This window comes from Paenibacillus sp. SEL1 (assembly GCF_054602535.1).
This window is the reverse complement of the sequence record NZ_CM137723.1, coordinates 3,151,348-3,178,319: the sequence shown is the minus strand read 5'-3', so window position 1 is coordinate 3,178,319 and position 26,972 is coordinate 3,151,348. Positions and strand designations below refer to the sequence as shown.

Sequence of the window (26,972 nt, the reverse complement as noted above, 5' to 3'; positions counted from 1 at the left end):
TTTCAGATAGAATCCATTGAAATCACAAGCCAAGCTGTCAACTTCCATCTACGCGATACAGCAATTAGCGCACTAGATCAAAGCTATGATCCGGAGCCTGCTCCTCCATGACATCCAGTACGGTATTCACGAATTGGGTAAGCAGATTCAGCGCACCCTGGTAGCCGATAATCGGATAACGATGCAGATGATGCCTGTCGAAGATCGGAAAGCCCACACGGAGCAATGGAATTTTCGCTTCTTTCGCCGCGAACTTCAGGTGGGAGCTACCAATAGCCAGGTCTACTGGGTCCTGGAACAGCAGCGAACGCATATGCCACAAATCCTGACCGGAATGAACCGTGGCTTCTGCACCGTAAGGGCTGGACTTCAGCAGAAGCTCTGCTTCCTTCTCAAATTTCCGGTCCCCATTGGAGCAAACAATATGCACCGGCTCCATTCCCAGCTCCAGACAAAAGCCAATCAGGCCGATGAGCATATCCGGGTCTCCCGCCATAGCCACTCGTTTGCCGTGCAGATAAGCATGCGAATCCATCATGGCATCCACAATTCGGGCGCGCTCCTGCTTCAATGCCTCGGGAATTTCTCTTCCAGACAGGCGGCTAATCTCCTCAAGCAACCGATCTGTAGCCCGGATGCCCAGCGGTGTGGAGATGGAGGACACCTGCTGCCCCCAGGTTTGCTTCATATAACCTAATGTTTTACGAAGAGAGTACTGCTGGATCGCCAACGTGCCGGCAGCATCTGCGGCCTTGGGCACATCCTCAAGCGGCGTTCCCCCGTAATAGTAGCTGTACTCTCCAGTAGCCCCTGAATCAAAATTACTGCTGTGGTCACCCAGGATGGTATACGTAGCGCCGAACATCCCCAGCATGCGCCGCATTTCCGCAAAATTGCCTGTATACCCGTCAAACCCGAGCAGTACATTCAGCTTCAATTCATGACCAGGCTGCGGCGTCCGGCCTGACTTGTTATACAGCGTCTCCAGCACAGAGCGCAGCATGGCGTCATAGCCTGTAATATGTGAACCGGAGAAGCTGGGGGTATTGGCAAAAGGAACCGGCATATCCTCAGGAAGGGCTCCCTCCTGACGGGCATTGGCCAGGAAGGCAGACAGATCATCGCCGATCACCTCTGCCATACAGGTCGTGCATACCGCAATCATCTCCGGCTGATACAAGGCAATGCAGTTCTCTATACCGTCAATGAGGTTGCGCATGCCGCCGAATACGGCGGCATCCTCGGTCATCGAGGTGGAGACGGCAGGAACAGGCTCTTTGAAGTGGCGGGCAAGATGGCTGCGGAAATAAGCTGTACAGCCCTGTGAGCCATGAATGAACGGGAGCGTTTTTTCGAAGCCCAGCGCAGCCATGACCGCTCCCAGCGGCTGACAAGCCTTGGCCGGGTTCACAACTACGGCTGTTCGAGCGAAATTCTTATCCTTGTATTCCTTGGTCTTGGTATACTCGAGGGTGGCGGTAACCTCCTCTGGCGAGCAAGGGGCCTCAAAAGCCCGTTTCTCCTCACGCTGGCGCACATATTTATCCTGCCGAAACAACTGATTGTGATCGACAATGTTCAGACGCTCGCTCATACCGACACCTCCGCAGTCTGCCGTGATGGCAGCAGGCTCCATACTGGACTGTTTATGGTCATATCCATATCACGCGCAAAAATCTTAAAGCCGTCAAAACCATGATAAGGCCCGCTGTAATCCCAAGAGTGCATTTGACGGAAGGGAATGCCCATTTTGTGATACACGTACTTCTCCTTGACTCCGGCTCCCATTAAGTCAATATTCAGCCGCTGGGCCAATTCCTCCAGCTCATATGCCGTTGGATCATCGTACAAAACAGTGCCTTCCTTTACATCGGGAAACGTCTTTTCGTAATCATCCTTATGGGCAAATTCATAGCCTGTAGCCACAATTTCCATACCCAGATCCTCATAGGCACCAATGGTATGCCTTGCCCGCAGTCCGCCAATCAGAAGCATCACCTTTTTGCCTTCCAGACGTGGGCGGTATTTACGGATAACCGCCTCCATCTGCGGCATATATTGGGCGATGACCTTCTCACATTTTTCCTGAATCGTCTCGTCAAAGCGGGCAGCAATCGCTCTGAGGCTCTCCATCGTCTTGGTCGGGCCAAAGAAGTTATATTCCATCCAGGGAATTCCGTATTCCTGCTCCATCGTTGTGCACATATAATTCATGGAACGATGACAATGGATCAGATTGAGCTTGGATTTATGGGCAATCCCCAGCTCATTGATCGTACCGTCACCCGACCACTGCGCTATGACTCGCAGTCCCATTTCCTCCAGCAAAATGCGTGAAGCCCAGGCATCACCGCCGATATTGTAGTCCCCGATAATGGAGACATCATAAGGCCCGCACTCCTTTAGCTCCCCGCGCCCCATTAGAAAATCTCGGATAGCATCATTAGCAATGTGATGCCCCAGAGACTGACTCACTCCGCGAAAGCCCTCACAGCGTACAGGAATGACCGGAATGCCCAGCTCCTCTGTCATCTTCTTGGCCACAGCCCCGATATCATCACCAATCAGTCCGACCGGACATTCAGATTGTACGGAGATGCCTTTGGCCAGCGGGAACATCTCCTTAATTTCCCTGCAGATCACCTCCAGCTTCTTATCTCCGCCGAACACGATATCCTTTTCCTGAAAATTGCTGGTAATCTGCATGGCGGTAAAATTATCGATGCCCAATACCCCATTCGCATAATTGCGTCGGGTACCCCAACTGTACTGCCCGCAGCCGATGGGACCATGGCTAATGTGCACCATGTCTTTAATCGGGCCCCATACCACACCCTTGGAGCCTGCATAAGCACAGCCCCTTGCTGTCATAACGCCGGGCCGTGATTTCATGTTGGACTTGATGGAACAGGTTCCGCAGTTCACAAGTTCCTCATCCGCGATCTCAAAATGCTTGGTCCGGTCCTTCTTGGCCTTCTTGGGATATACCTCCAGTATCTCCTCTACGATCTGCTTTCCCTTATCCACAATACTGCTCATTTGGCCTATTCCTCCCTCCTACGAGCTGTGCATTCAGCTCCCCCCACCATCACACGATGATTCCGTCATTAAGCCTTCTGGCTACAGCCTACTGCCCAGACGCCTCAGCTTTGTTAATTGCGGTTTCTTCATCCTCAATAATGCCGAATTCCATCAATAGCTCCTCTAGCTCTTCCATGGAAATAGGAGTAGGAACCGTCAGCATATCGTTATTCAAAATCTTACCTGCCAGCTCTTCATACTCCGCAGCCTGCTTATGTTCCGGGTTATATTGGGTAACAGTCATACGGCGCAGCTCAGCGTGCTGCACAACATTGTCACGCGGCAAAAAGTGGATCATCTGCGTGTTCAGTCTTCTTGCAAGCTCTGTAATCAATTCCGCTTCCAGGTCCGTATTCCGGCTGTTGCAGATTAAGCCGCCCAAACGTACCCCGCCGCTGTTGGCATACTTCAATATTCCGCGCGCAATATTGTTGGCAGCGTACATAGCCATCATCTCGCCTGAGCATACAATGTAGATTTCCTGCGCCTTCTTCTCCCGGATCGGCATGGCGAAGCCCCCGCACACGACGTCCCCTAGTACATCGTAGGAAACAAAATCCAGCCCTTCGTAGGCCCCCTCTTCCTCCAGAAAATTAATGGCTGTGATGATGCCGCGTCCTGCACAGCCGACACCAGGCTCTGGCCCGCCGCATTCCACGTTCAGAATGTCACCGAAGCCCTTCTGGACAACATCCTCCAACTCCAAATCCTCTACCGTGCCCCTTTCAGCAGCCAGATGTAGCACTGTCTGTTGGGCCTTCGTATTCAGAATAAGACGGGTGGAGTCTGCCTTGGGATCACAGCCTACGATCATAATTTTTTGTTTGAATTTGGTCGCGAGCTGAGCCAGTGTATTCTGCGAGGTTGTCGATTTGCCGATACCGCCTTTACCGTAAAACGCAATTTGTCTCATATTTTCTCAGCCTCCAAAATGTTCAATGGGTAAATCCGAATGATTGCCCTTAACTCCCTTATTGCCCTTAACTCCCTTATTGCGCTTACTTCCCTTATTGCTCTGCACAGGATACATATAACGCAGAAATTTTACATATTCCAGAACGGATTCCTCAATATCCCCGCCGCATACAATAGGCAGCACGCCAGCTTCCTGCAATGCCTCTTTGGGGGCTTCGCCTATGCCGGACGACAGCAGCAATGCACAGTCATGCACCATGGAAAGGATCTCCTTCATCGTCTCGACCTTGTCTCCATTGCAATCGGCTTTCCCATGGCAGTAGGATTGCACCTTACGAATGCCTATGAAATTTACGATAGTCCCGTCGCTTTCATAGATCATGAATTCCTTGGCACGACCGAAATGCTGATTCACCTTCCCTCCGCCACGACTGGCCACAGCGATTAGGACTGGCTTTGAGGTAAAGCTTGCTTCAGGCTTATCCTCCGATAACGGGCAGCTACATCCAACCCCGGTTGACGTTTTTTTGTGGTGCGATTGTCCCTCCTTGCGTTCCATTCTCACTCTCACCTTCTCATCCAGTTCTTTCTGAAATTGTGCCCTTGCCTCTTCATCCATGGGAGGAGCAGCCGCAATGTTCTCCCATGTAAAATCCTGATTGCGATCCTCGCCCAGCAGTCCAATCGCATCCGCCCTGCACTGACGGCAATGGCGCATAATGACAGCTCCCGCCTCAGCACATTGCTCCTGCAGCTGCCGGACCAGACGGGGACGGGGGGCCCGCATCCCTTCCTGCTCATACCGACTGCCGGGTGCGATGATGAGCGGCATAATGTTGTGCAGTACCGCGCCGTGCTCCTTGACCACTCTGGCTACCTCTGGCAGATGGGCATCATTGACTTCGGGAATCAGCACCGAGTTTACCTTGCACAACACGCCTCTCGAAGCCAGCATCTTCAAGCCTGCCAGCTGGCGGTCAATCAACAGCCGCGCGGCTTCCTCTCCTGCATAGCGTTTTCCTTCATCGTAGACCCATCCATAAATGCGGCTCCCCACCACTGGATCTACAGCATTGATCGTGATCGTGACATGCGAAATACCCAACTCTACAATCCTGTCGATATGCCTGATCAAGGTAAGGCCATTCGTGCTGAGACAGAATATGACATCCTTAACTGTCTCACGGACCCGGCGGAAGGTATCGAAGGTTGCCTCCGCATTGGCCAGCGGATCTCCAGGTCCCGCAATGCCGACAACGGACAGTTGCATCAGCTGTGCCGCTACGCCATAGGTCTTGCTCGCCGCCTGCTCCGGCGTGAGCAGTTCACTAACAACGCCGGGACGGCTTTCATTGACGCAATCGAATTTGCGGTTGCAATAATGGCACTGAATATTGCATGCCGGGGCTACTGGAAGATGAATGCGCGCAAAATAGCGATGTGCCTCTTCGTTATAACAGGGATGTCGTCTGAGGGTGTCCAATGCTAAGGGGGTTTCCGAGAGATCAGCTAAAGAGTCCATCCATTCATTCCCTCCTCTCAATGTTATATTCCCTAACATAGTTCTTTGTTTTTGTCTGGAATATAATTACATCTTAGAGACAGGGACAAATACAGTCAATTCGCTTCTCCATGAAATCCTTGACATTTATCCTTATTTCACATATGTGTCAAATTTTACGTCAAGTAATATATCATACCCTTTACATGTGCGCGGTTACATTTCATATTCTCAATAACATCAAGACGTAAAAAAAAGAGAGTCCGTAAATACGGCTCTCCTTTTGAGACAAGAAATTTCATTATATATTTTGGGAAATAGTCTCCGCTTATCATTCCTTCACATCTATTTCCGTCCCATCAACTTTCGTTCCATCGACTTCTTTTTCATCTACCTCTGCTGCCTTTGCCTCATCCACCTCTGCTGCCTCTACTTCATCCGCTTCGTCACTGCTCTCTTCCTCCATCAAGGCTTTTGGCGTGTAGAGCTTGGGAATCGGCACATTCGCCCAATCCATATCGGATGCAAAATAAAAGCTCGTGTAGGACGGCTGGTTATACCCGGTATTTTGACGTGCCACATCCGTGCGATACTGCGGATCATGCATCAACGTGTACAATTTATGCGTCGTAGGTTCTGTGCTCAGATAGATACGGATTGCTGAGCTATCTACTGTGCGGACGAGCATTTCCTCGCGCCAATCTCCGAAAATGTCGGCTACCAGCGATGGCGTTCCTTTCGTATAGTTGTTCGTTTTGGTTCCAGTGGCGGTCAACAATATACCTCGTTTCCAATCCTCAATGGTTGGGGTTACATCAATTGCGCCGTTTACGACTTGTGTGGTCATATCAGCTGCCCATTTGATACTCATATTGGTACCCGGCATCTTCGTATCCAGCTGTTTACCCGCTGCGGTCCACAGGCCTATGGCCCAGGTCTCCAGACCTCGCTGATCCGGGTCTATGTCACCGACCATTCCCCGACCTGTATCCTTGCCGGAATATGCGCCGTAAATGATTTCACCTGTTTTGACATCCCGCAAAGAATAGCCATATGGAGCGTAAGTGCCGCCTTCATGTACCATAAAGATTTCTTTGCCGGGGCGATCCGGGTCAATATCGGTTACATGCAGCGCATCACCATGTCCCAATCTGGCGGTTTGACCCGGAGTTGCGCTTTCAGGAGGCATGACATCAAATGAGCTGTACAACAGGCTGCCATCATGGTCAATCGTGGCGGAACCGTATACGATTTCGTCCTTGCCGTCACCGTCCACATCCACCACGCTCAAAGAATGCGCTCCTTGTGTGGTCAAGGTGCCAAATTTCGGGTCCGTTCCATCACGCCCATGCGGACTATCGTTAAATGGATTGGTCATTGGTGCCCAGCCACTGTCTACCATCCAATGTTTTTGGAGATGGCGACCATCCCATGTGTAGGTAGCCAAGGTGGAACGCGTATAATAGCCGCGTGCAAATACAGCGTACGGCTTGCGCCCATCCAGGTAAGCTACGCCTGCTAGGAAGCGATCCACGCGGTTGGCGGGTTCAATCCGGGCCATAGCATAGTCACCCCACATGAGGCCATCGTCATGACGCTCCGGCTCATAGCGGATGGTATCCAGCTCAGCTCCCGTTTTCCCCTTGAAAATCGTCAAATACTCCGGTCCATCGACAATAAAGCCCTCGAACTCTCTCAGCTTGTTTTTGTCGCTCCGTGATGGGGCATATACATCCATAAAGTAGTCTGTCAGGCTTTCCGCATCCTTTCGGGATAACGGATAACTGTACTTCGGAGCGATGCCAAAGCATTCCTCCAGCGTAGCAGGCCATTGTCCCTTGACCACTTCTTCATGCTTCGTCCAGTTCATGAACATGTTCACCACATGCTCATAATAATCCGAGCGACTCAAACGGTAATCGTCCTCATGTGTAATCCCTGCTTTGCGATCCTCGCGTGGCAGAGTAATATACTTTTCTTTTTTCGGCTTGCCCTTCTTATCAAAAGAAATCGTTTTGGTCCCTGGAGCCGTTTTGAACATCAGCTCGGCTTTACCATCGCCGTCAAAATCGTACACCATCATCTGTGTATAATGTGCACCTGATCGAATATTCACGCCCAAGTCGATCCGATACAACAGCTTGCCTTCGGCCGTATACGTATCGACATACGTATTTCCGGTATACCCCTTCTGAGATACATCCTTGGAGTTCGACGGGTCCCATTTTACAAAAAATTCATATTGCCCGTCTCCATCCACATCCCCCACACTCATATCGTTGGCCGAATAAGTATAGGATTCACCTGCGGGTGTTACGCCATCGGCAGGCTTTTGGAGAGGAAGTTCATAGTAACCCTGTTGCCATGGCTTCACTTTGGCGCTACGATCCTTTTCTTTGCCTTTTACGACTGAAGCTACTCTGTACACCGCATTTCCGGTTCCTTCCTTATCCACATAGTTGGTGCTGTCGCTCACCGTCGCGATCTTCTTACCGTCACGGTATACGTTAAAGTCCGCTCCTGTCAGCCCCGTTGAACCGTAACCGTTCACTTCTTGAGCCAATAACCGCCAGCTTAAAAATATCCCCTCCTGCGTCACCGCAGCTACCAATCCGCGATCCAGCTTTTCCAGCTGAATGCTGCCGCTACGGTTCTGTTCTACTGCAATTGCTGATTCCGCCTGCAGTGTGGGTTCGGATAAGTCTTCCGCAGCCACTCCTCCAGTCGTCCCCGTCATCGCCAGCATCGCTGCCAACGCGGCGGTCAAGCTTCCCTTTCGCCATGCGCCTTTCCCTCGAGCCATTCAGGTCGTCCTCCTCAATTGTATTGTGATGACAAGCTAATACCTGAAATGATTGCGCTTACATAAATTAAATTTCCTTACTATTATAGTTTTGCCGTTCCCCCAAACGCGTTTAAATATCCGAGGATTTCTCTACACAAATCCGTGTTGTTTACTCATTCCAAATAAAACAGCCCTCACCAAGCCTGCATGAAAACGGCATGTTAAGGGCTGAACACCGCCAAACTCCCCATGAAGGCAGAGGAAGTAGGCAAAATCATATTCGCATAAACTCAAAAGGAAATATAAAAAACGGACAGTGGATTGTTCCCATTGTCCGTTTTCGTATTTTTCGCGCTAGCTATGGATTAGGATTCGTCTTGATTACTACAAGCTAGTGAGGGACAAATGAACTGAAATCGTCCCTGCTTGACTGATCCGCATGATAAAACACGACATCCCCGTCCTGTAAATGAAAGGTATGCCCGTACGGGTCTTTTATCTCTCTGCGGTAACCCTCCAGTTGCCACTGGTTCAACAGCGGGCCATTTATATACTGTAAATGTGGATGCTCAGCGTCCCCCTGACGCAGTGACTCCACATTAAAGCGGACGACGATAAAGCCCGTTTTCTTGAATATATCTGTATGCTCGTTTAGCTCCTGACGGCGACTGACATCGCGCAAATCCGTACCTTTGGTAACTGTGTACACATCAGCAGGCAGGCTATATTCACCATACCAGCGCTGAATTGACGCATTAGCGCGGTCCACGTTGACCCCATCTGGCAGGTCTGTCTTTGGACCAATCAAGGTACGCACAGCCGCAGGCAGCACCAGCCAGTCGTAACGTCCAATCCAGGTCTTGCTGCGTGCAATACGGTGGGCATACAGGGAAGCATAGCGTTCCAGTGTCAACTGGCTTTGTTGTGCTTCACTCAGCTCATGCTTGTATTGGTAGGCTGACGTGTCCTGCATTTCCTCCATCGGCACATTGCGTAGCCGTTCATTCAAAATAACATAGCGCTTTTCCCGGTCCTCCGCCGATCCCAAACGGATAAATTTTCGACTGCCGAAATGTGTATACAGATCTACCTCTTCCCGCTGTCGCCCATCTTTGCTCACCCAATAGAACGATGGCGTGATGCGAATACCGTCCTTGGCGCTAAACATATTGCCTTTGGTCTTGAGGTCAAACTTGAAATGATAGCCTGTCTTGACCGCCACATTTGCATAACCTTCATATGGGTGACTACCGGGGCGAACGGGCAAGGTGAATGGCTCCGGGTTCCCTCTAGGCAACCCGTCAATATTGCCAAGCCCCGTCCAATAGGACAGGCCGCTATGCATTTGGCTTCCTTTTCGCTGCCGAAATACCCGCTCCCAATGGTAATCGGCAATATCCGTGATATGAAAATCGTACATCCGTCCGATGACCTCTATATTTACCACATCATTGGCAACATGGTGGGCAATAACCGTGTTGGCATGGTGCTGTTCGGTGAACCCGTCCGGTGCATTTTCGGCAATGGTACGGAACTCTACTGTATAGTTGCCTTCATCCACCCATACGGGCAAATAAAAGTCTGTGTCGAGCTGCAGCACCGGAATGTCGATCCAGGTACCTCGTGGATAAAATATTGTCTTTCCTTTGTCGTACACATCGAACGGAAATCTCACCTGCTTGGTTCGTACATATTTGGCATACTCCCGATCACCATAGCCAGGAATGTTCAAATGCGGACCTGCTGTCGAGATCGTCACCCGGAAAGGGCGCTCCAAAATAAGCGCGGATCGTCCCTTCGTAGGTTGGGTTTTCTGATTATGAGCAGCATCGTCCGACACACTAGACAGATTCACTACGGGAGTGTGGACAGTCACTGTATTGATTCCCTGTATCGGGAACGTTTTATCCGCACCTCCATTGATATTTCCCTTGAGAATAGCGTAAGTGATGTCACCGCTGCTGGGCGTATTGGACTTATTTATCTTATGCTTATCAATCACATGATTCGGACTGTACAGCACATCCGGCCCAATCGCTCCGGAAGAGGGTATAACGCCTGGCTTAGGTCCATTCACCTTGACGCGCTCCGGATTCATAATGATTTTATTTTCAAAGGTCAGAGTATCGTTCTCCACTTCGATTTCCTTTACCGCCCCCTCTGCCTTGGATTTCAGTGCACTGCGGTCATCAGGCACACTTGGCTTGCTGCTGCCACCGTTTTTGCTACGGCTGCCGCCATCCACTGTCCCGGGTGCAGGGGGCGGATAAAAATTGCCCTGAGTCGCTGCAACATAGGAAGGGGGTGTATAGGATTGCGGACGCAGGGTGATTGTTTCATTAGGTAACGCATAATTTCGGAGCGTAGCCTCCTTGATGCCATACACCTCCAAATTGTCTATCGCCCAATATGAATACGGACGAACAATTTGGTAAGTGTAGGTTCGCTTCACCGTCTCACTCCGCCGAGATTTTTTCTTAGGCCGCCAGGTCAATCGATATTCTCGTTTTACGTTAACCGTATATGTACACTGGCCTGTCATGTTCACAAACTTATGTTGAAAAAGGTATCTCTTCGCTTGCACATGACCGTATAGGCTTTCAGATGTAGGAATACCTTTGGATACGTCAAATCGTTCGCTACCACGCTGATCTGCTTTGATAACGGCAGATACTGTTGGGTCCAGCTCGGTAGTTTCCAAGCGCAGACCTGGAACGGGGCGGGAGCAGACAACACCTTTTGTTGGCTGTTCATTATCTTGGCAATCTGGGGGTGCTCCCTCTTGGCTTTCTCCAGGCTTCGGACAGCCCTGAGTTTCTTTGTAATACAAATAAGCGGTAAACTGCTCAAAAGAACCGTCATAGGTAAACCCAGGTACAATTCCCGGCAAAATATCTCCGCTTGGCGGTTTACCTGTCGTGCTTTTCTTATAACCCACATACTCATATTTCGGGTTGGTTGGCGGGGTAAAATCATACGGTTGATCAGCTTTCAGTTCATCTTCTATTGGTGTAAATACGTTGTTAAGCGATTTTCCCTCAGCGGTAAAATGCTTGACGATTAGACCACTCTCCAGTTCGATTTTGAACAGGATGGGTTGGTAGATGCGGTACGCTTCTACCTCTTTGGCACAGTTCGGGCAGCTCTCTTCTTTGATGTCTTTGGCTATGACTTCCGCATTAAGCATCATGTTTACTGTAATTGGAATAATGGTGGAGTCCGTTCCAACCCCCTCTATTTGATAGGAACGAATATCGTCCTTCACTGTGCCTTTACTTATGTAACGTACGTATTCTTCATAGCTATCAGAACGAGATTTCTCAAAATATTTGATATAGTCAGGGTTCAGTTTGTTGTTCTCATCATTAGGTTTATAAAGTGATGCTTCAACACTTTTTATTTTTCTACCCCGGAAACTAAATTTGTAAGTAAAAGTAGCCTCACCATGCATCCCTTTTCCAGGCTGTTTACCACCGTTTGTGACCCACGTCCCTGCGATATTCTTCCACATATCGAAATACATCATACCGACAAAGTAACGATTATTCTTGTCTGCATAGTAGGACAGCGGAGTAATTTCTGTATCGGCTGCCGCCTTATCAATGGGAAAAGAAAAAGGTGGGAGCTGCAACAAAAGCAGTACCCCCACCAGCAATACGGCCAGAATGCGTTCAGTTTTCCCCATGTCTTACTTACCTTTCCACGGGTTAACCATTATTGGGATGTAGTCTCTCGACGCGAGATCAAAACCAATATACTCAATGTCTTGCAGCTTAAAGGTTTTATAATCCTTGTTGCCATAAAGGTTAGCGTCAGCGTACGAATATATTTTGTAATAGAGCATCTTTGTACCGTCTCCATTATCTTGCGTCATTTCATCTAGTGCGGGGCGAAGGCGCACATCCTTATTTTTAGTCAAGTAAAAAAGGCTTCCTGCTGTAGATTTTGTTTTGGCCCGCACTTTCAGGTATGGAACTCCCTTTGGACTCGTATAAGGCTCGACTGAATAAATATCGCGCAACAACTTAATAGGCAAGTCGGACAGTTTAAAGATCACTACTTTGTCATACGGCTGACCGACAACATTGTTTAGAAGACCAGGCATTGTGCCAATCGCCTTCTTATACGGTTCAATACTCACCGCCTTATGCCCCGTATCCTCCAGCGGAGCAATTTCCTTCTTCCCAATCCATACCCAACGGCTGACCTTATCCCACTCTACCGTTTGCCCCAGACCCTCACTTACCAACCGTAGCGGCACAAAAGTACGGTTTTGCTTCAAAATAATCTTTGTCTCATACGTTTTGGTCTGCCCATCCACGGTAGCGGTATTTTGACCCACTGTCATGTTAACGGCATGTGCATCATTTTTAATCGACACAGCCAATTGACCGCCTGTTTTCTCCCAGCCTACCTTAGCCCCTAGCGCTTCGGATACAAAACGAATGGGAACCATCACATAATCGTTACTATCCTGAAAAGGTTTAGCATCTGGAAATTGTATTTTTTTCGCGTTTAACAAAACTTCAATGGGTTTGGTGTTGCCTGCTGCCTCCGTCGTTGGAATCGTACTTGTCGCCCCCCATAGCAACGTGACTGCGGTCAAACTCAACATCCATTTTTTCATACTCATCTCTCTATCCCCTTTGTCAGCTTAAACTTTAAACTATGTATATCATCTCTAATCTCATAAACTTATCGCATCCCCACTTTCGGAAAATACTGGATACAACTTATATATTATAGGGTTTCCCTATTACAAAATCTATAAGAAAAACTTCTAATACAAAGCATTCCAAACAAATAGACTCTTTTGAGCAATCCCTCCCCCTAAATCCATAGAACTGACTCTTTAAAGAGTTTTATATTCCCGCAAAATATCAACAAAAAAGGGCTGCCTCTTCCCTATGAAGGAAGAAACAGCCCGTGTGCTTCACGCGCAACAAAACTATGAATATATCAGCTCATACCACCATATGGATTATTCCAGCGTCATCCAATATTTCTTACATCATAAATCATACCGGACTAAAAATCAAACGTTACTTTTCTCTCACGAAACATTTCAAAGATCATTCATGTATACCTGGACTTCCAGCTTGATAGAGTTGCTCATACACGTCCTTGTTGACCATCCTCAGCCCAAACAATCTGCGAATACGCTGTCCCGGCTTGGCCTTGAAGGTCACCGTCGCTTGATCCTTCCCCTCCAGATATGCAGCCGGAATAGCGGCATTAACGTTGTAAAACTTATCAGCCTCATCAAAACCTTCACTAAAATGCTCAAGCAGATGACCGTTAATCAAAATATCAAAACCGCAGTTAGGCATTTCCAGCGTAGCTGTGTAGGTAATGACCAACAGCATCGGAGCAGATGGATCTGTATTTAAATCAAAAGAAAACCAGCCATCAATTCCCGCATTCCGGTAAGGTCGGTTATTCACATATCCGGTGCGAGTCGAAGCATCTCCCTGGAAGTTATGATCCCGCTCCGGCTGCATTTCTCCGGGTTGGGCAAAATCAATCGTGCACTGCTCCAGAACCGCCAGCTTTTCGCGTGCCGTTGTGTATTCCTGTTCCGCCTCCTGCCACGCTTCCTTCGTAAAAATGTCCCAGTATACGGAATACGTACGGTCATGCATTTTATACAGAGGAGACAATTCCACATCCCGGGGATGCCCTGCATTCAAGGTACGAAACGTATTCTTCTTGCCTTCCACGGGCTGTATCCAGGCATCTAGCTCCTCCGTTAGAGGAATGAATACGGGTGTGTACAGGAAATCCTTGGCTTTAGGATCTTCCAAGGGTCCCAAGTCGCCTGCCAGCACCAGCGGTCCATACATGACAGCCGCCCGACCCGGATTATCCGGCATCTGCTCCAGCCTCAGCGACATCGGAATCGTCACCTCTACAGCATCACCGTCAATCCATGTTCTGGCGATGGAGACAAAGCTGCCCGGTTCCGATACGACCGATTGTTCCTTGCCATTTACACGAATGGTAATTCCTTGTTCAGCCCAATATGGATAGCGGATGAGTAGCGTAAATGGAGCTGGTTGATCGCATTGAATCTCCAGCGTCGTATGATCCGTATCTGGATAGGAAGTGTTTTGTTTTAGCGTAACGCCTCTGTCCTTCCATTCCAGCGTGGAGGCAATGAACTGATTGACATACAGCTTATCGTGATCGTGAAAATAAATGCCGCTGCCGTAGCTCGCATGGTTTTCCATCCCTGTGCCGACACAGCACGTAAAATCATCAAATTGGCTTTCAAAATGCTTGTGCCCGCCCATCGCCAGTGACAGAAAATACGTTACGCCCCCGTGAACCGGGTCCTGCGAAGCCAAAATATGATTGAATAGACCTCGCTCATAAAAGTCCGCTTCCTTGGCGGAAGCATTCCATTGAAACAGATGATTGGTCAGCTTAAGCATGTTATAGGTATTGCACGTCTCCGTCGTATGAGGCCCGATGCGATCATTCAAGCCATCTGGCGCTCCAAAATATTCTCCAAAGCTATTCCCGCCAATAACATACGAATGATGATCCACCACCCGCTCCCAAAAAAACTCCACCGTCTCTCGGCGCTTCGTGTCATTCGTGAGCTCATATTCCTTGGCAAGCCCGATCAGCTTCGGAATTTGTGTATTGGCGTGAATGCCCTGCAAACAGTCTTCCTGCGAGCTAAGCGGGTCCAGCACCAGCTTGTGCCAGAAGCACTCAGCCAGCCACAAGTAGCGCTCTTCCCCGGTATCCGCATACAAATCGGCCAATACCTCATTCATGCCTCCATATTCGCAAAACATCATCTGCTGCATCTGCTCATCGCTCATCGGCTTCATAATTCCTTCGAGCCAGTCTGCCAGCTTACGCTCCACATCTAATGCCTTATTACAGCCTGTCAAATGGTACGCATCCCGCAGGCCAGCGAATAATTTGTGTAGTGTATACAAGGGGGCCCAGGCACCGTTCAGGTCAAAGCCCTTCGAGCGAATATTTCCAGCAGACACCTCTTCAAAAAGTTCCTTTCCCCCTGGAATACCGGATACATATCCGTCACCATGCGCCGCCTGACAAACGTCCAGTTCATCCGTAATGTAATGTGCGATTTCTTTAAAACGCTCATCGCCTGTTGAAGCATACATCATGGAGCAAGCGGACAAATAATGTCCCAGTGTATGACCGGAAATAGTCATCGCTTCCCAGCCTTCATATGGAGGCGCTTTGGGCGCAAGTCCGGCATATTCCCGAAAACGCGCCAGCAGGCGGTCTGGTTGAAGCTCCAACAGATAAGATCGGTTCAGCTCCATCGCCTGTTTGAAGGGACCTTCAAACAATACCACCTCGTTCAGTGCGAACGGCCTTGCTTTCATATGGGCTTTTGCTTTAAGAGTCACTTTCCGTTCCTCCTTTAAGGCGAATTTGGGATAAAAAACGCATATCAGACACAATGAGCCGTTACGCGCCACTGCCAGAGGTTTGCCCCCACTGCTGGTACAGCTGCGTTCTCGCCTCTGTAATGCCGGGATGAAACTGAATCAGCGCATGCTTCCGTGCAAAATGGACCTCACGGATCGCCTCCTGCACCCGCTGTTCTCCGCCTGCTCCGCCGAGTCCAGCGGCATGGAGCATAGAAGCGGCGGCTAATCGACCTTGGGCCATCGCGACCAGCCCGCTTTCGATGCCGGTAATATTGCCGGCAACATACAACCCTTTGAGCGAGGTTTCCATTCGCTCACCATGCAGTGGAACATGCCCGCCTAGCTCAGGGCTGTACACGAATTTGCACCCGGCTACCGCCGCCAGCTCAGCGAGCGGATACAAGCCGCCGCTCAGCGCCACGAAGTCGGCGGGTTCAACGTGTTCGCTGCCGGGAATAGGCGAGCCGTCCGGTTTAACGTGGACCAGGGTCACGGATTCGACCCGGTCCTGCCCGTTGACGGACAGCACCGCCGTCCGCAACCGGATCGGGATATCCCACAGACGGAAGCCTCTGTGGGGATAGCAGCACGCGATGAGTTTCTCCATCCGCATCGCAGCTGCCAGCTTGCCGCCGGCGCGCATCCAGGCGGCCGGGGCCAGCCCCGATAGCTGAAGCAGCAGCTTCGCGGAGGCTGTCGGATCTGCCGCTGCACCAGCCAGCGGATTAGCGCACGGCAGTGTAATCGCCGCCACCTTTACCCCGGCAACGGACAGCTCGCGGGCAATCGCCATCGACAATACATTCATGCCTACTATGATGCCGCGTTCTCCCGGCTTGACGTAATGAACATTGGTCATCACCTGCGCAGCCCCGATGGACATTACTCCTGGCAATGTCCAGCCATCCAGCGGAACGGGAATTTCGGCAGCTCCAGTTGCCAGCAATACGTAATCCGCAGTGAACAATCCACAGGAAGTGGAAATTTCCCACGTCGTTGTATATTCCATACCATGTACGGAAACGCCGCAGCGAATGTCCACCCTAAGTTCCCCGCAACGGGTAATCAACTCATCCGAAACGTGTTTTCCAACCCACCAGCCTTGACTGCCTTCCTCATGATATTGCCCGGGCATACGTCCACCCGGCTCTGTAAACTCATCCAGTACCGTGACTGGCAATCCTTGCTCAGCAGCCGATACCGCTGCGGACAATCCGGCGGGACCTGCACCAATGACGATGAGATGTGCCATTTCATTCATGTCACAATTCTCCCTGTGATTTCATTCGAAAGCTGCCGTCCGGTTTCCACCACCATACCTTCCTCCAGCTTGGTCAGGCAGGAACGGACGGTACCGAACGGATGAACCGTCAGGCGGCATTCGTTACAATGCCCAATGGCACAGTATACACCTCTGGCCGTACCGGATTCCTCATGCCTTCTCAGCAAACGGACACCGCTGGCCAGCAGTGCTGCTGCCAATGGCTCTCCAGCCAATCCCTGCATGAGACGACCGTCAAAAATAAAAGATACCTGCCGCCGCTCCGGCTTTGGTCCCAAAATAGGATGATTTACAATACGCATATGGCTCATAAAGAACCTCCCTCTGCCAGCTGCCCAAACGTTACGGGACGCACCGGAGGCCTTTGGGATAACAGCTCCGCCTCCCGGCGGGCGGCAGGATACTGATTGTAAAACCATGACTCCACCAATTGTCGGCATACCCTACCCTGACATGCCCCCATCGTCACCCGTGTAGCCATTTTAAGCTGGCGCACGGTGTCCACTCCCATGCGGCAGGCCTGCTCCATCTGTGCGATACTCACTTCTTCACAGCGACATACGAGCAAATGACCTGATGCACTCTCAACCGTCTCACTTCGTCCCGTCGCCCGCTTACTCATAGCTGATTGCACAGGTTTTAATCGCTGAATAAAAATCCAGCGCCGCCTGGCCCTGTTCCCGGGTATGTGAACTGGATTGCTTTAGACCGCCGAACGGAGCCTGGTATTCAACACCAGCCGTCTCCTGATTAACCCGAACCATACCGGCGTTCGCCTCATCCAGAAACCGGTGAGCCAGCCGTAAATCGCGGGTGAATAGAGAGGCGCTTAATCCATAAATAGAATCATTGCACAGTCGAATCGCATCCTCGAAGTCGTCCGCCTGCACGACCCCCATCACAGGCCCAAAAATCTCCTCCTGAATCAAAGGGTGGGACGAATTCAGTCCAGTCGCGACCAGTGGACGCACATAATACCCGTTCTCCGTCCCGGCGGTGGCTCCGCCTTCAGCCAAAATGTCGGCTTCCCGGCGGGCGAGTGATATATAGGACATGACCTTCTCATACTGACCTGCGGATGCCACAGGTCCAAGATACGCACTGGGGTCAAGCGCCGGAGCGATCTGAATTTTTTCCACCGCTTGGCGTAAGGCTTCCGTGAACGTCTCATAGACAGACTGTTCCACAATCACCCGACTGGTGGCCGTACATTTTTGCCCGGCTGAACGGAAAGCTCCGCTGGCAATCATCGCCACCGCCTGTGCTACATCCGCGTCCTTCAGCACCACAGCGGCATTTTTACCGCCCATTTCGGTCTGGTACTTGATATTACGGCGTGCGCACCGTCCCGCAATGCCCAAACCTGTAGCAGTAGAACCCGTGAAGCTGACCGCGTCCAGTACCGGATGCTCCAGTAAGGCATCGCCAATGCGGTTACCTTGCCCAATGACTAAGTTCAGTACGCCGGGCGGAAGCTGCACCGCCTCGAATAGCTCGGCGACCCGCACTGCCGTTAATGAAGCATGTTCGGCAGGCTTCCAGATGACCGTGTTTCCGCACAAGAGTGCAGGGGCGATTTTCCATAGCGGAATAGCTACCGGAAAATTCCACGGCGTAATGACAGCCGTTACACCCAGCGGAATGCGCTTCGTGTATTGGAGCACTCCCGGCTCATTCGAAGGAATGACTGTACCGATGGAACGTACGCCCTCTGCCGCATAGTACCGGAGCAGATGGACACCTCGCATGACCTCTCCGCGCATCTCGGTAATCGGCTTGCCCATCTCACGGCTAGCCAGCTCAGCCAATTCAGGTAATGCTGCCTCTAGTAACCCGGCTGCTTTGAACAGATAAGCTCCCCTCGCTGCGGGACTTAGCGCGGCCCAGCCCGTCTGAGCCAGCCGTGCCGCATCCCCGGCCTGTGTAATATCGCCTGTCTCTGAAAAATGGACGACTCCCACCTCCTCCTTCAAGACCGAAGGATTGTGAACCACCATTTCCTCGCCGGAAGGGCTCAGCCACTCACCGCCGATCCAATTTCGGCTCTCCATCGTCTTCACCTCCATTCAGGATGATACTTCGCTTGGACGAACCGCCACCTCAAATGCTTCGCGAATGCGGTCATAATCCGCCTGCGGCAGCGCAAGTCTGGGCGGACGTGTCGGGCCGACCGGAAATCCAGCCAGCTCCATCATATATTTGATGGACTGTACCAATTGCGGGCTGGCATCATAGTGGAACAGCGGCAGCAGCCTGCGATACAACGCGGACGCTTCCGCCATATTGCCCGCCTGCGCAAGTCGGAACAGCTCTACCCCTTCCTTCGGCAGCGCATTCGGCACCCCCGAAATCCAACCTGTCGCGCCGAATAACGCCCCCTCCATCGCCAGATTATCTACTCCGACCATAACCTCCAGCTCTGTCTGGGCCAAAATAGCGTGAATACGCCGTACATCACCGGAAAATTCCTTGACTGCTACGATATTTTCAATTCGCGACAAGTCCGCAAGAATATCTGGAGTCAAGTCAACCTTGTAATCATGGGGGTTGTTATACGCAATGATCGGCAAGCCCACCTCCGATAATGCTTCATAATGGGCCGTTACCTCGTGAGGCAGTGGATTATAATTAATGGGCGGCAGTGCCATGACACCCGCAGCCCCAGCATCCTTCGCATGCTGAATCCAATGCACCGCCTGTTTGGTGGACGGAGCCGCCGAGCCGACAACGACCGGGACACGCCCTGCCGCAGCGTCAATTACGGTATGCACAACCTGCGACCGTTCTTCCAGGGACAAAGCCGCATATTCTCCCAGCGATCCCGTAGGAACCAGTCCGCTAATACCGTTTGCAATCAGATGCTCGCACAGCTCGGTCAGACGCTTATGGTCGACCTCCAGCTCTGCCGTAAACGGTGTGACCAAGGCCACATATACACCTTCAAAACGCGCCATATGCTCACCAACCCTTTCCCTTCTTTATTTTCATATTGAGCATTCGGGAATGATGCAAAATGCTCACATCAGCAAAAAACCTTCTTTAAGCGGGTCCTCGGGGTCCAACACAAATTGATGATGTCCCGTCACCCAAGCCGAGCCTGTAATTTGTGGAATGACTGCCGGATAAGGACCTATCTGCGTCTCGCCCACGATTTCAGCCCGAAACATGGAACCTGTGATGCTTTCATGTACAAACGGCTCATTGAAGCCCAGTTTTCCCTTGGCGTGCAGCACCGCTACTTTGGCCGAGGTTCCTGTACCACAAGGGGAACGATCGATCCCTCCCGGTGGGATGACGACGACATTGCGGCAATCGGCCTGTGGAGCCACAGGCTCCCCGTAAAATTCAATATGTGTCAATCCTTGAATAACCGGATTTTCAGGATGTACTACCTCAACAACAGCATTTACTGCCTCCCGAATCTGTACCGCTGTTCGTACAATTTCGGCCCCATTGCTCTGCTCCAGTGCAAGACCGATGGAAGCCGCCTCTACAATGCCGTAAAAGTTGCCTCCATACGCAATATCCAGCGTGACTTGCCCGATACCCTCTACCTGGACCTTCACCTCACGGCGATACACAAAAGAAGGGATGTTTGTGAACGTTACTTGTCGCACCTTGCCCGCATCCACATCCAGCCGCACTTGAACCGGGCCTGCCGGAGTGTCCAGCAATATAGACTTTTTATCCGCAGCAATCAGCCCACCTTCCATCAGCGCTGTACATACTCCAATCGTATCGTGACCGCACATCGGTAAATAGCCGCCAGTCTCTATAAAAACCACACCCATATCTGCATCTGGATGACAAGGTTCTGTTAAAATACAGCCCGACATCACCTCATGCCCTCGCGGCTCGAACATCAGCAGACGGCGAAAATCATCATGTTGTGCTGCCATATAAGTCATTTTTTCCAGCATCGTATGACCTACCAGCTTAGGCGCGCCGTGAATAACCGTCCGCGTCGGATTGCCTCCCGTATGGGTATCAATGGTAGTAATTCTGCCCGGTACACTCATCCGGTTACCTCCCCGTGAATCTCATGGCTGGTAAAAGTCTCACCAAATCGGTCATATCGCAGCGGCTCCACTGGAATACAAGTGGATTCACCCCGTACTATTTCAGTCACCAGCTTCCCCGTCACCGCCGCAAGACTAATGCCATCCCCCTCATGACCAGAAGCGATATACAGCCCCGGTACTTCGTCCACTGCCGATACAATTGGCAAATGATCAGGTGTCCATGGACGCAAGCCGGTATACGCCCGCATCAGCGGTATATTGGCTAAAGCAGGGAAAAAGCGAATGGCTCTGCGGGCGATTAAGCGAATCACTTGCTGATCGACACCTGTGTCCATACCGACAAACTGACGGCTGCTGCCGATCAGAATATTTTGGGATGCGGTTGGCTCGAATACTAGCGCTACACCGTATTTTTCATAAAGCTCATCCACACTCCGCTGACCGCCAAACTTGCTCATAAGATAGCCGAACTCCATTACCTTGCGGTTCCCAATGGAAGGCATTCGGGCAGACACCAGTATATGTCCTTTGCGCGGCATGATCGGAAGGTCCAAACCGAGTGAATGACCGATGCTGCGTGTCCACACACCTGCCGCCAATACCACTGCACCTGCATGGATAACACCATTGGGCGTCTCTACCCCGCGGACGTTTCCCCCTTCGTCCTTAAGGACAGATTGTATCGGTGTGCGGGGCAGTAGCCTCGCTCCCATCCGACGCGCGGCCCCGGCCAGTGCATACGTCATCAACACCGGATTCACAGTGGAATCTGTCGCACACTCCAGTCCGCCCGGCAAATCTTTCGCTAAATGCGGCCATTCCTCTCGCAAATCCTGCTGATCCAGCATGCGAAACGGAAGTCCTTCCTGCTGCTGACGGGATACCCATTGCTCAGCTGCTTGCATCTCCTGATTGTTTTCACAGACCAGAATACTGCCAGGCGCACGATACTCGAACTCATCCTCCAGTTCCCTAGCCAGCTCTGCCACCAGCTCCTGCGATACCAACGACATTCGACTGTCAAACCCGGGCTCTTTATCGATTGCCAATATATTTCCATCACAACGGGACGAAGTGCCTCCAGCAATCTCCCCTCGCTCAGCCAGCACGACCTCCATACCGGACTTAGCCGCATAATAAGCAATGGCTGTACCGATGATTCCACCGCCTACAATGACCAGATCCGCGGCATCATGTTTCATTCGCTTCCCCTCCCTTCGACCGTTTTAATCTGTTTGAGAGGTATCTCTTACAGCTTAAGCGTAAAGCTTTGTGTCACAGGCTTGCTCAGCTCATCATAATCCCGCAGCTGTACGGTAAACGTATACGTCTTGTTGCCTGCTCCGCTGTCTGCTGTTCCGCTAATCGTTCCTGTAAAGCGGTCCAGTGTGAAGCCTGCGGGCAGTTGACCGCCTGTCACCGTCCAATCGTAAAACGGTACGCCTCCCTTGGCCTCCAGCTTGGCCGTGTACGCTTTGCCTTTGACGGATGCTGGCAATTCCTTCGTCATGATTTCTGGTGCGAGGAAAGGAGTCAGATCCTTACGCAGCGGCCAGCCCGCTTTTTCTGCTACCAGCAGTGAAAGCTTCGTGTTCATCCAGCGCCGGGTCGGAAACAGATGGCGCCAGCCTCCATTTTGACCGCTCAATCGGTCGACTTCTGCAAGCTCTCCGGAGAGATGATAGCTGTCGTCCAATGCAGCCGGTCTGTGCTGATAAGCCATAATATCCGGGTCATTGCCCGCCGCTTCCTTCAATGCTTTGACACCTGGGAATGTGTCGCTGAACACAATCGCATGACCGAATTCATGCATGATCAGCCCATGCACATCCGTCACCTTGGACAGGTCGGATTGATACCATTCTTCATCGTCCACGGATGTGAATGGAATCGCATCATCATAGAAATCCAGAATCAAACTATAGGAACGGTTCAGGTTCCCCGGGACGGTCACACCGTTACGTGTATGATAATTGCCGTTCGTGGCTGGAAAGCCCGTAGAATAAGGCCCGTTCAGCCCTCTCATGAATACCCACATGCCTTTATAGGGTTTGTCATTTGTCACCTGTATTTCATTTTGCCAATCGTCCCCTGGCAGATGGTTTACCTCCGCGTTGGCAGGAACCTCATCGAACGGCGCCAGATCAAAGAAATAGAACCAGTCCTTTACCGCCAGCTCTGCGGCCTTTTTGGTATCCGCATCATTGAAATAAGACCTGATCGTATCGAATCTGTAGTCAAAATGGAGGGGGACGGTGGGCTCTTTATTATCGTCCTGATCCAGCACGCGAATCGGAATGGACTGAGTAGTCGTGTGACCATCATTTCCGGCAACGGACATAGACAGCGTATAGTTCTCTATTTCACCGTTTCCTCCAATCCGGTCAGGATGGATGGCTAGCCGAAAATCTTTTTCCTCCTGTGCATTGGCAAAAGTCAGCGTTTTGCTTGCACCTTGCGCCGACAACGTACTTGGCAGATCCATCATCAGCCGGGACGTGCCCTGCGCATTTAACGTAACCGTTAACGGAAAAGCAGCATCCGCTGGCGGCATCACTTTTAGCTTCACATACGGGTTGGCCAGATACCCTTGCCAATCAACCAGATCTATACCATAATCGTTCACCGTCCGACTAAAGATGTCGATGACTTTTACATCCGACTCCGCTTCGGCATAAGCCGTCTGTTGCCCAGGAATAGCTGGTGTCAAAGCCACTATGAGAGAAGCTGCCAGCGCAGTCATCCATATTTTGGTGCATCTTTTATACGTGTTCATTCAATCCCTCCATCTCGTTTTTGGATGACTTACAAACTATGGATAGTTACCTATAGCGCCACTGCGTTTTATAACAAAAGCAGCTCCTTGGGTGAGGAGGTCAGAACCTTGACACCGTCATCTGTGATCAGCACATCGTCCTCAATCCGAACCCCGCCGAAGCCTGGAATATAAATGCCCGGTTCCACAGTAAGGACATGACCTGGTACGAGCACCGACTTACTTTCGCGGGACAGACGTACCTGCTCGTGAATTTCCAGACCAAAGCCGTGGCCCAGACCGTGACCAAACTGCTCCCCATAGCCGTAAGAGGCAATCACATCCCGCCCCAGACTGTCTCCCTCCCGACCGCTTAAGCCGGGACGAAGCCCTGCAATCGTCTTCATATTTGCCTCCAGCACAATGGCATACAATTTCTCATGTTGTTCCGAGGGCTGGCCTACGAATACGGTACGCGTGATATCGGATAGATAACCACGCACATTTGCGCCAAAATCCATTGTGACGAACTCGTTCTGACCAATTTCCTTGTCACTGGCCAGTCCGTGCGGCAGCGCCGAACGCTCACCTGAAGCGACAATGAACGCAAAACCGCCTGATTCCGCGCCTGCGAGCCGAAGCTGATATTCCAGTTCCGCTGCAATCCGTCGCTCTGTAACCCCAGGCTGAATATAATTCAGCACCTCCGTGAAGGCAGCATCGGTAATACGCGCAGCTTCGCTAATGGTGCGAATCTCTTCTTCGTCCTTCACATCGCGCAGCCGTTCAATGACATCCTCCGTTTGTACGTACTCCAACGAGCCCAGCGCGGCTTGAAGCTGTCCCGACTGTTGAAGTGTGACATGTCGGCTCTCCAAACCCAGTCTGTGGACACCCAATTTACTTGTGAGATCAGCCACGGTGTGGAAGATTTGCGCCTCATGCCGAATAACTGAATATTCCACTGCCTGATCTGTTGCCTGCATCATATAGCGGAAATCCGTCACTAAAAAAGCCTCTTCCTGCGTAACAAGCGCAATTCCAGCGGAGCCTGTAAACCCGGTCATATATCTTCGATTAGGCCCATGTGTAATAAGCAGTGCATCTATCCCTAGAGCCGGGAATTCCGAGCGTAACCGGGCCAGTCTGCCAGGAACACCCTGTAACGGTTTTGTCTTTTGACTCTCTTCCTCTTTCACTCGTACGCCTCCTTATTCCACATCTCTTTTCAGGGCATATACCTTAGAACACACTCTCCACTTGCTTTTGAACACAATTTATGCTCTTCTCGCTGCCGCTTTCCCGTAAGTCCTGCGCCCACTCCTTCGTCTCTTTTTCCAGCACACCAGCGCGTCTGAGCTTCCTTTTAGCCTTTAATCCCTGTCAATGTGATGCCTTCGATAAAATAGCGTTGTCCGATAAAAAATATCAGGACGATGGGAGCCAAAATCGTGCTGGAAGCCGCCATCAGGTAAGGCCAGTTGGTATTGTTTAATCCCCGGAAAGTCGCCAGCCCCAGCGCTAGCGTAAAATGCTTTTCGTCACTTAAGTAAATAATCGGGCCCAAAAAATCGTTCCACACATCAATAAATGTAAATATTCCGATCACGATCAATGCAGGTGAAGATAAAGGAATAATGACGCGCCATAGAACAGTCAGAGGCGTACCTCCGTCCATATAAGCCGCTTCGTCCAAATCGCGTGGGATCGTCAGCATGAATTGTCGCATCAAGAAGATGTTAAATGCCCCTCCACCGAACCATGCAGGAACAATCAGCGGCAGAAATGTATTCAGCCCGCCCAACTCACGCCACATCACGAAAGTGGGAATCAGCGTCACCGCGTAAGGCAGCATCATCGACCCGATCAGCAGAGAAAAAATCAGATTACGTCCAGGCCAGCGTAGGCGGGCAAAGGTAAACGCCGATACAATCGAGGTCAACATCACTCCTGCCAGCACACATACCTCAATCATGAACGTATTCATAAAATACCTGCCGAATGGTACCGAAGTCAGCGCTTCCGGGTAATTGCTCCATTGAAAAGGAGAGGGTATCCACTCTGGCGGGAACACGAAAATTTGCGATGTCCCCATCAGAGAGCTGCGAATGAGCCATGCAAATGGCAACAGCATTAAAACACTACCTATAATTAAAACGATATACAGTACAATACGGCTGATTGGGAATGGTTTGGAACGGGTGGCGGTAGCAGGACTTCGGGAGCGTTCAGGCTGTGGAAGCGGATGTTGTGGTGTTTCTGAAGGATTGACAGAAGAAGTGACCTGATTCATGAACGTTCCCCTCCTTCATAGTGAACCCACTTTTTGGATGTGGAGAAAATCAGAACCGTTAGCACCATGATGACGAAAAATAAGATCCAGGCCAGCGCTGAGGCGTAGCCGATTTTAGTCTCCGTAAAGGCTGTACGCCACAAGTAGAACACATAGAACAGGGTTGAATTGTTAGGTCCCCCGTTGGTCATGACATACGCCTGATTGAAGGCCTGAAAGGTGCTGATTAAAGACATAACCAGATTGAAAAAGATGGTCGGTGTCATCGAAGGAATGGTAATGTGAAAAAATTTATGCCACCTATTGCCGCCGTCTACCTCAGCTGCTTCATACAGATGGGTGGGAACCGACTGAAGTCCCGCCAAAAAGATAATGACCGTGTTCCCGATCCCCCAGGTGCTCATCATAATCAGCGAGGGTATTGCAGTGCTCTCGTCATAAATCCATTTGCTCCCTGGCAGTCCAACGCCCTCCAGCAGCGAATTTAACAGACCAAAATCCGGGTTGAACATCCATAGCCACAGCATCGTGTTGGCAATACTCGGCACAATGGTAGGTAAATAATAAATCGTACGGAACACCGACAAACCCTTCACCTTTTGATTTAATAACAGCGCAATGATAAAAGCTGCCGCCAAGCCTAGAGGTACGCTGCCCAGTGCATAATACGTAGTCACGAACATGGATTGGGAAAAGGTAGCATCCTCGGTCAAAATGGTTCGATAATTGTCCAATCCGATAAAGGTCATCTGTCCGCCAATCGTCCAATCGGTTAAGCTAAATACGAACGAGGCCGCGATTGGTCCAATTGTAAATATCATTAATCCGAGGATGGCAGGAAGCGCGAATAGCAGACCCCAGTTTCGCTCCATGCGCATCATTCCTGATTTTGGTCGCTTCATGGGCTGTTCTCCTTT

Annotated in this window: 19 protein-coding genes; all 19 read right to left on the bottom strand. The window is 50.8% G+C overall.

Annotated elements, in window-relative coordinates:
• Positions 1–64: 64 nt before the first annotated feature.
• Entirely contained in the window at positions 65–1,594 is a 1,530-nt protein-coding gene (gene nifK / locus ACYCSE_RS14430; RefSeq protein WP_250267580.1) for a nitrogenase molybdenum-iron protein subunit beta, read from the bottom strand.
• Positions 1,591–3,039 carry a nitrogenase molybdenum-iron protein alpha chain gene (gene nifD, locus ACYCSE_RS14425; RefSeq protein WP_459698473.1) on the bottom strand — a complete coding sequence of 483 codons (1,449 nt, stop codon included), beginning with the start codon at positions 3,037–3,039 and terminating at the stop codon, positions 1,591–1,593. The genes nifK and nifD overlap by 4 nt, the downstream gene beginning before the upstream one ends.
• A gap of 88 nt (positions 3,040–3,127) precedes the next feature.
• On the bottom strand, positions 3,128–3,994 hold the full coding sequence (nifH, locus tag ACYCSE_RS14420; protein WP_061831012.1) for a nitrogenase iron protein: 867 nt from the start codon (positions 3,992–3,994) through the stop codon (positions 3,128–3,130).
• 6 nt (positions 3,995–4,000) lie between these two features.
• On the bottom strand, positions 4,001–5,518 hold the full coding sequence (nifB, locus tag ACYCSE_RS14415) for a nitrogenase cofactor biosynthesis protein NifB (RefSeq protein ID WP_459698472.1): 1,518 nt from the start codon (positions 5,516–5,518) through the stop codon (positions 4,001–4,003).
• Between the two features lie 310 nt (positions 5,519–5,828).
• A complete protein-coding gene (locus ACYCSE_RS14410; protein ID WP_459698471.1) occupies positions 5,829–8,300 on the bottom strand; it encodes a rhamnogalacturonan lyase in 2,472 nt (823 codons plus the stop codon).
• 373 nt (positions 8,301–8,673) lie between these two features.
• The gene (locus ACYCSE_RS14405) at positions 8,674–11,967 is read right to left on the bottom strand and encodes a DUF5704 domain-containing protein (protein WP_459698470.1); all 3,294 of its coding nucleotides are present in this window, start codon (positions 11,965–11,967) and stop codon (positions 8,674–8,676) included.
• Positions 11,968–11,970: 3 nt separating this feature from the next.
• Complete coding sequence (locus ACYCSE_RS14400; protein ID WP_459698469.1) at positions 11,971–12,915, bottom strand: copper amine oxidase N-terminal domain-containing protein; 945 nt, start codon at positions 12,913–12,915, stop codon at positions 11,971–11,973.
• A 439-nt stretch (positions 12,916–13,354) separates the two neighbouring features.
• The gene (locus ACYCSE_RS14395; protein ID WP_459702523.1) at positions 13,355–15,655 is read right to left on the bottom strand and encodes a glycoside hydrolase family 127 protein; all 2,301 of its coding nucleotides are present in this window, start codon (positions 15,653–15,655) and stop codon (positions 13,355–13,357) included.
• 85 nt (positions 15,656–15,740) lie between these two features.
• Entirely contained in the window at positions 15,741–16,964 is a 1,224-nt protein-coding gene (locus ACYCSE_RS14390) for an NAD(P)/FAD-dependent oxidoreductase (RefSeq protein ID WP_459698468.1), read from the bottom strand.
• The gene (locus tag ACYCSE_RS14385; RefSeq protein WP_459698467.1) at positions 16,961–17,296 is read right to left on the bottom strand and encodes a (2Fe-2S)-binding protein; all 336 of its coding nucleotides are present in this window, start codon (positions 17,294–17,296) and stop codon (positions 16,961–16,963) included. Before ACYCSE_RS14385 ends, ACYCSE_RS14390 begins: the two co-directional genes overlap by 4 nt.
• Positions 17,293–17,607, bottom strand: coding sequence for a (2Fe-2S)-binding protein (locus tag ACYCSE_RS14380; RefSeq protein ID WP_459698466.1), 315 nt, complete (start codon positions 17,605–17,607; stop codon positions 17,293–17,295). Before ACYCSE_RS14380 ends, ACYCSE_RS14385 begins: the two co-directional genes overlap by 4 nt.
• Entirely contained in the window at positions 17,600–19,036 is a 1,437-nt protein-coding gene (locus ACYCSE_RS14375; protein ID WP_322159386.1) for an aldehyde dehydrogenase family protein, read from the bottom strand. The genes ACYCSE_RS14380 and ACYCSE_RS14375 overlap by 8 nt, the downstream gene beginning before the upstream one ends.
• Positions 19,037–19,051: 15 nt before the next feature.
• Entirely contained in the window at positions 19,052–19,939 is an 888-nt protein-coding gene (locus ACYCSE_RS14370; protein ID WP_322159385.1) for a dihydrodipicolinate synthase family protein, read from the bottom strand.
• A gap of 63 nt (positions 19,940–20,002) precedes the next feature.
• On the bottom strand, positions 20,003–21,004 hold the full coding sequence (locus tag ACYCSE_RS14365) for a proline racemase family protein (protein ID WP_459698465.1): 1,002 nt from the start codon (positions 21,002–21,004) through the stop codon (positions 20,003–20,005).
• Positions 21,001–22,209, bottom strand: coding sequence for an NAD(P)/FAD-dependent oxidoreductase (locus ACYCSE_RS14360; RefSeq protein WP_459698464.1), 1,209 nt, complete (start codon positions 22,207–22,209; stop codon positions 21,001–21,003). The genes ACYCSE_RS14365 and ACYCSE_RS14360 overlap by 4 nt, the downstream gene beginning before the upstream one ends.
• Before the next feature lie 47 nt (positions 22,210–22,256).
• The gene (locus tag ACYCSE_RS14355; RefSeq protein ID WP_459698463.1) at positions 22,257–23,783 is read right to left on the bottom strand and encodes an Ig domain-containing protein; all 1,527 of its coding nucleotides are present in this window, start codon (positions 23,781–23,783) and stop codon (positions 22,257–22,259) included.
• Positions 23,784–23,851: 68 nt separating this feature from the next.
• Positions 23,852–24,961 (bottom strand): M24 family metallopeptidase, encoded by a 1,110-nt coding sequence (locus ACYCSE_RS14350; RefSeq protein WP_459698462.1) that lies wholly within the window; start codon positions 24,959–24,961, stop codon positions 23,852–23,854.
• Positions 24,962–25,128: 167 nt separating this feature from the next.
• Positions 25,129–26,055: a carbohydrate ABC transporter permease gene (locus tag ACYCSE_RS14345; RefSeq protein WP_250259252.1), complete on the bottom strand. Its 927-nt coding sequence runs from the start codon at positions 26,053–26,055 to the stop codon at positions 25,129–25,131.
• A complete protein-coding gene (locus tag ACYCSE_RS14340) occupies positions 26,052–26,957 on the bottom strand; it encodes a carbohydrate ABC transporter permease (protein WP_235307454.1) in 906 nt (301 codons plus the stop codon). The genes ACYCSE_RS14345 and ACYCSE_RS14340 overlap by 4 nt, the downstream gene beginning before the upstream one ends.
• Positions 26,958–26,972: the final 15 nt, after the last annotated feature.

Excerpts from the sequence above, each read along its gene's own strand:
- ACYCSE_RS14385 (WP_459698467.1), bottom strand. The coding sequence starts at position 17,296 with ATGAGCCATATGCGTATTGTAAATCATCCTATTTTGGGACCAAAGCCG.
- nifH (WP_061831012.1), bottom strand. The coding sequence starts at position 3,994 with ATGAGACAAATTGCGTTTTACGGTAAAGGCGGTATCGGCAAATCGACA.
- nifB (WP_459698472.1), bottom strand. The coding sequence starts at position 5,518 with ATGGACTCTTTAGCTGATCTCTCGGAAACCCCCTTAGCATTGGACACC.
- ACYCSE_RS14345 (WP_250259252.1), bottom strand. The coding sequence starts at position 26,055 with ATGAATCAGGTCACTTCTTCTGTCAATCCTTCAGAAACACCACAACAT.
- ACYCSE_RS14360 (WP_459698464.1), bottom strand. The coding sequence starts at position 22,209 with ATGAAACATGATGCCGCGGATCTGGTCATTGTAGGCGGTGGAATCATC.
- ACYCSE_RS14380 (WP_459698466.1), bottom strand. The coding sequence starts at position 17,607 with ATGAGTAAGCGGGCGACGGGACGAAGTGAGACGGTTGAGAGTGCATCA.
- ACYCSE_RS14370 (WP_322159385.1), bottom strand. The coding sequence starts at position 19,939 with ATGGCGCGTTTTGAAGGTGTATATGTGGCCTTGGTCACACCGTTTACG.
- nifK (WP_250267580.1), bottom strand. The coding sequence starts at position 1,594 with ATGAGCGAGCGTCTGAACATTGTCGATCACAATCAGTTGTTTCGGCAG.
- ACYCSE_RS14375 (WP_322159386.1), bottom strand. The coding sequence starts at position 19,036 with ATGGAGAGCCGAAATTGGATCGGCGGTGAGTGGCTGAGCCCTTCCGGC.
- ACYCSE_RS14365 (WP_459698465.1), bottom strand. The coding sequence starts at position 21,004 with ATGAGTGTACCGGGCAGAATTACTACCATTGATACCCATACGGGAGGC.
- ACYCSE_RS14390 (WP_459698468.1), bottom strand. The coding sequence starts at position 16,964 with ATGAATGAAATGGCACATCTCATCGTCATTGGTGCAGGTCCCGCCGGA.
- ACYCSE_RS14355 (WP_459698463.1), bottom strand. The coding sequence starts at position 23,783 with ATGAACACGTATAAAAGATGCACCAAAATATGGATGACTGCGCTGGCA.
- ACYCSE_RS14340 (WP_235307454.1), bottom strand. The coding sequence starts at position 26,957 with ATGAAGCGACCAAAATCAGGAATGATGCGCATGGAGCGAAACTGGGGT.
- nifD (WP_459698473.1), bottom strand. The coding sequence starts at position 3,039 with ATGAGCAGTATTGTGGATAAGGGAAAGCAGATCGTAGAGGAGATACTG.
- ACYCSE_RS14405 (WP_459698470.1), bottom strand. The coding sequence starts at position 11,967 with ATGGGGAAAACTGAACGCATTCTGGCCGTATTGCTGGTGGGGGTACTG.
- ACYCSE_RS14400 (WP_459698469.1), bottom strand. The coding sequence starts at position 12,915 with ATGAGTATGAAAAAATGGATGTTGAGTTTGACCGCAGTCACGTTGCTA.
- ACYCSE_RS14410 (WP_459698471.1), bottom strand. The coding sequence starts at position 8,300 with ATGGCTCGAGGGAAAGGCGCATGGCGAAAGGGAAGCTTGACCGCCGCG.
- ACYCSE_RS14395 (WP_459702523.1), bottom strand. The coding sequence starts at position 15,655 with ATGAAAGCAAGGCCGTTCGCACTGAACGAGGTGGTATTGTTTGAAGGT.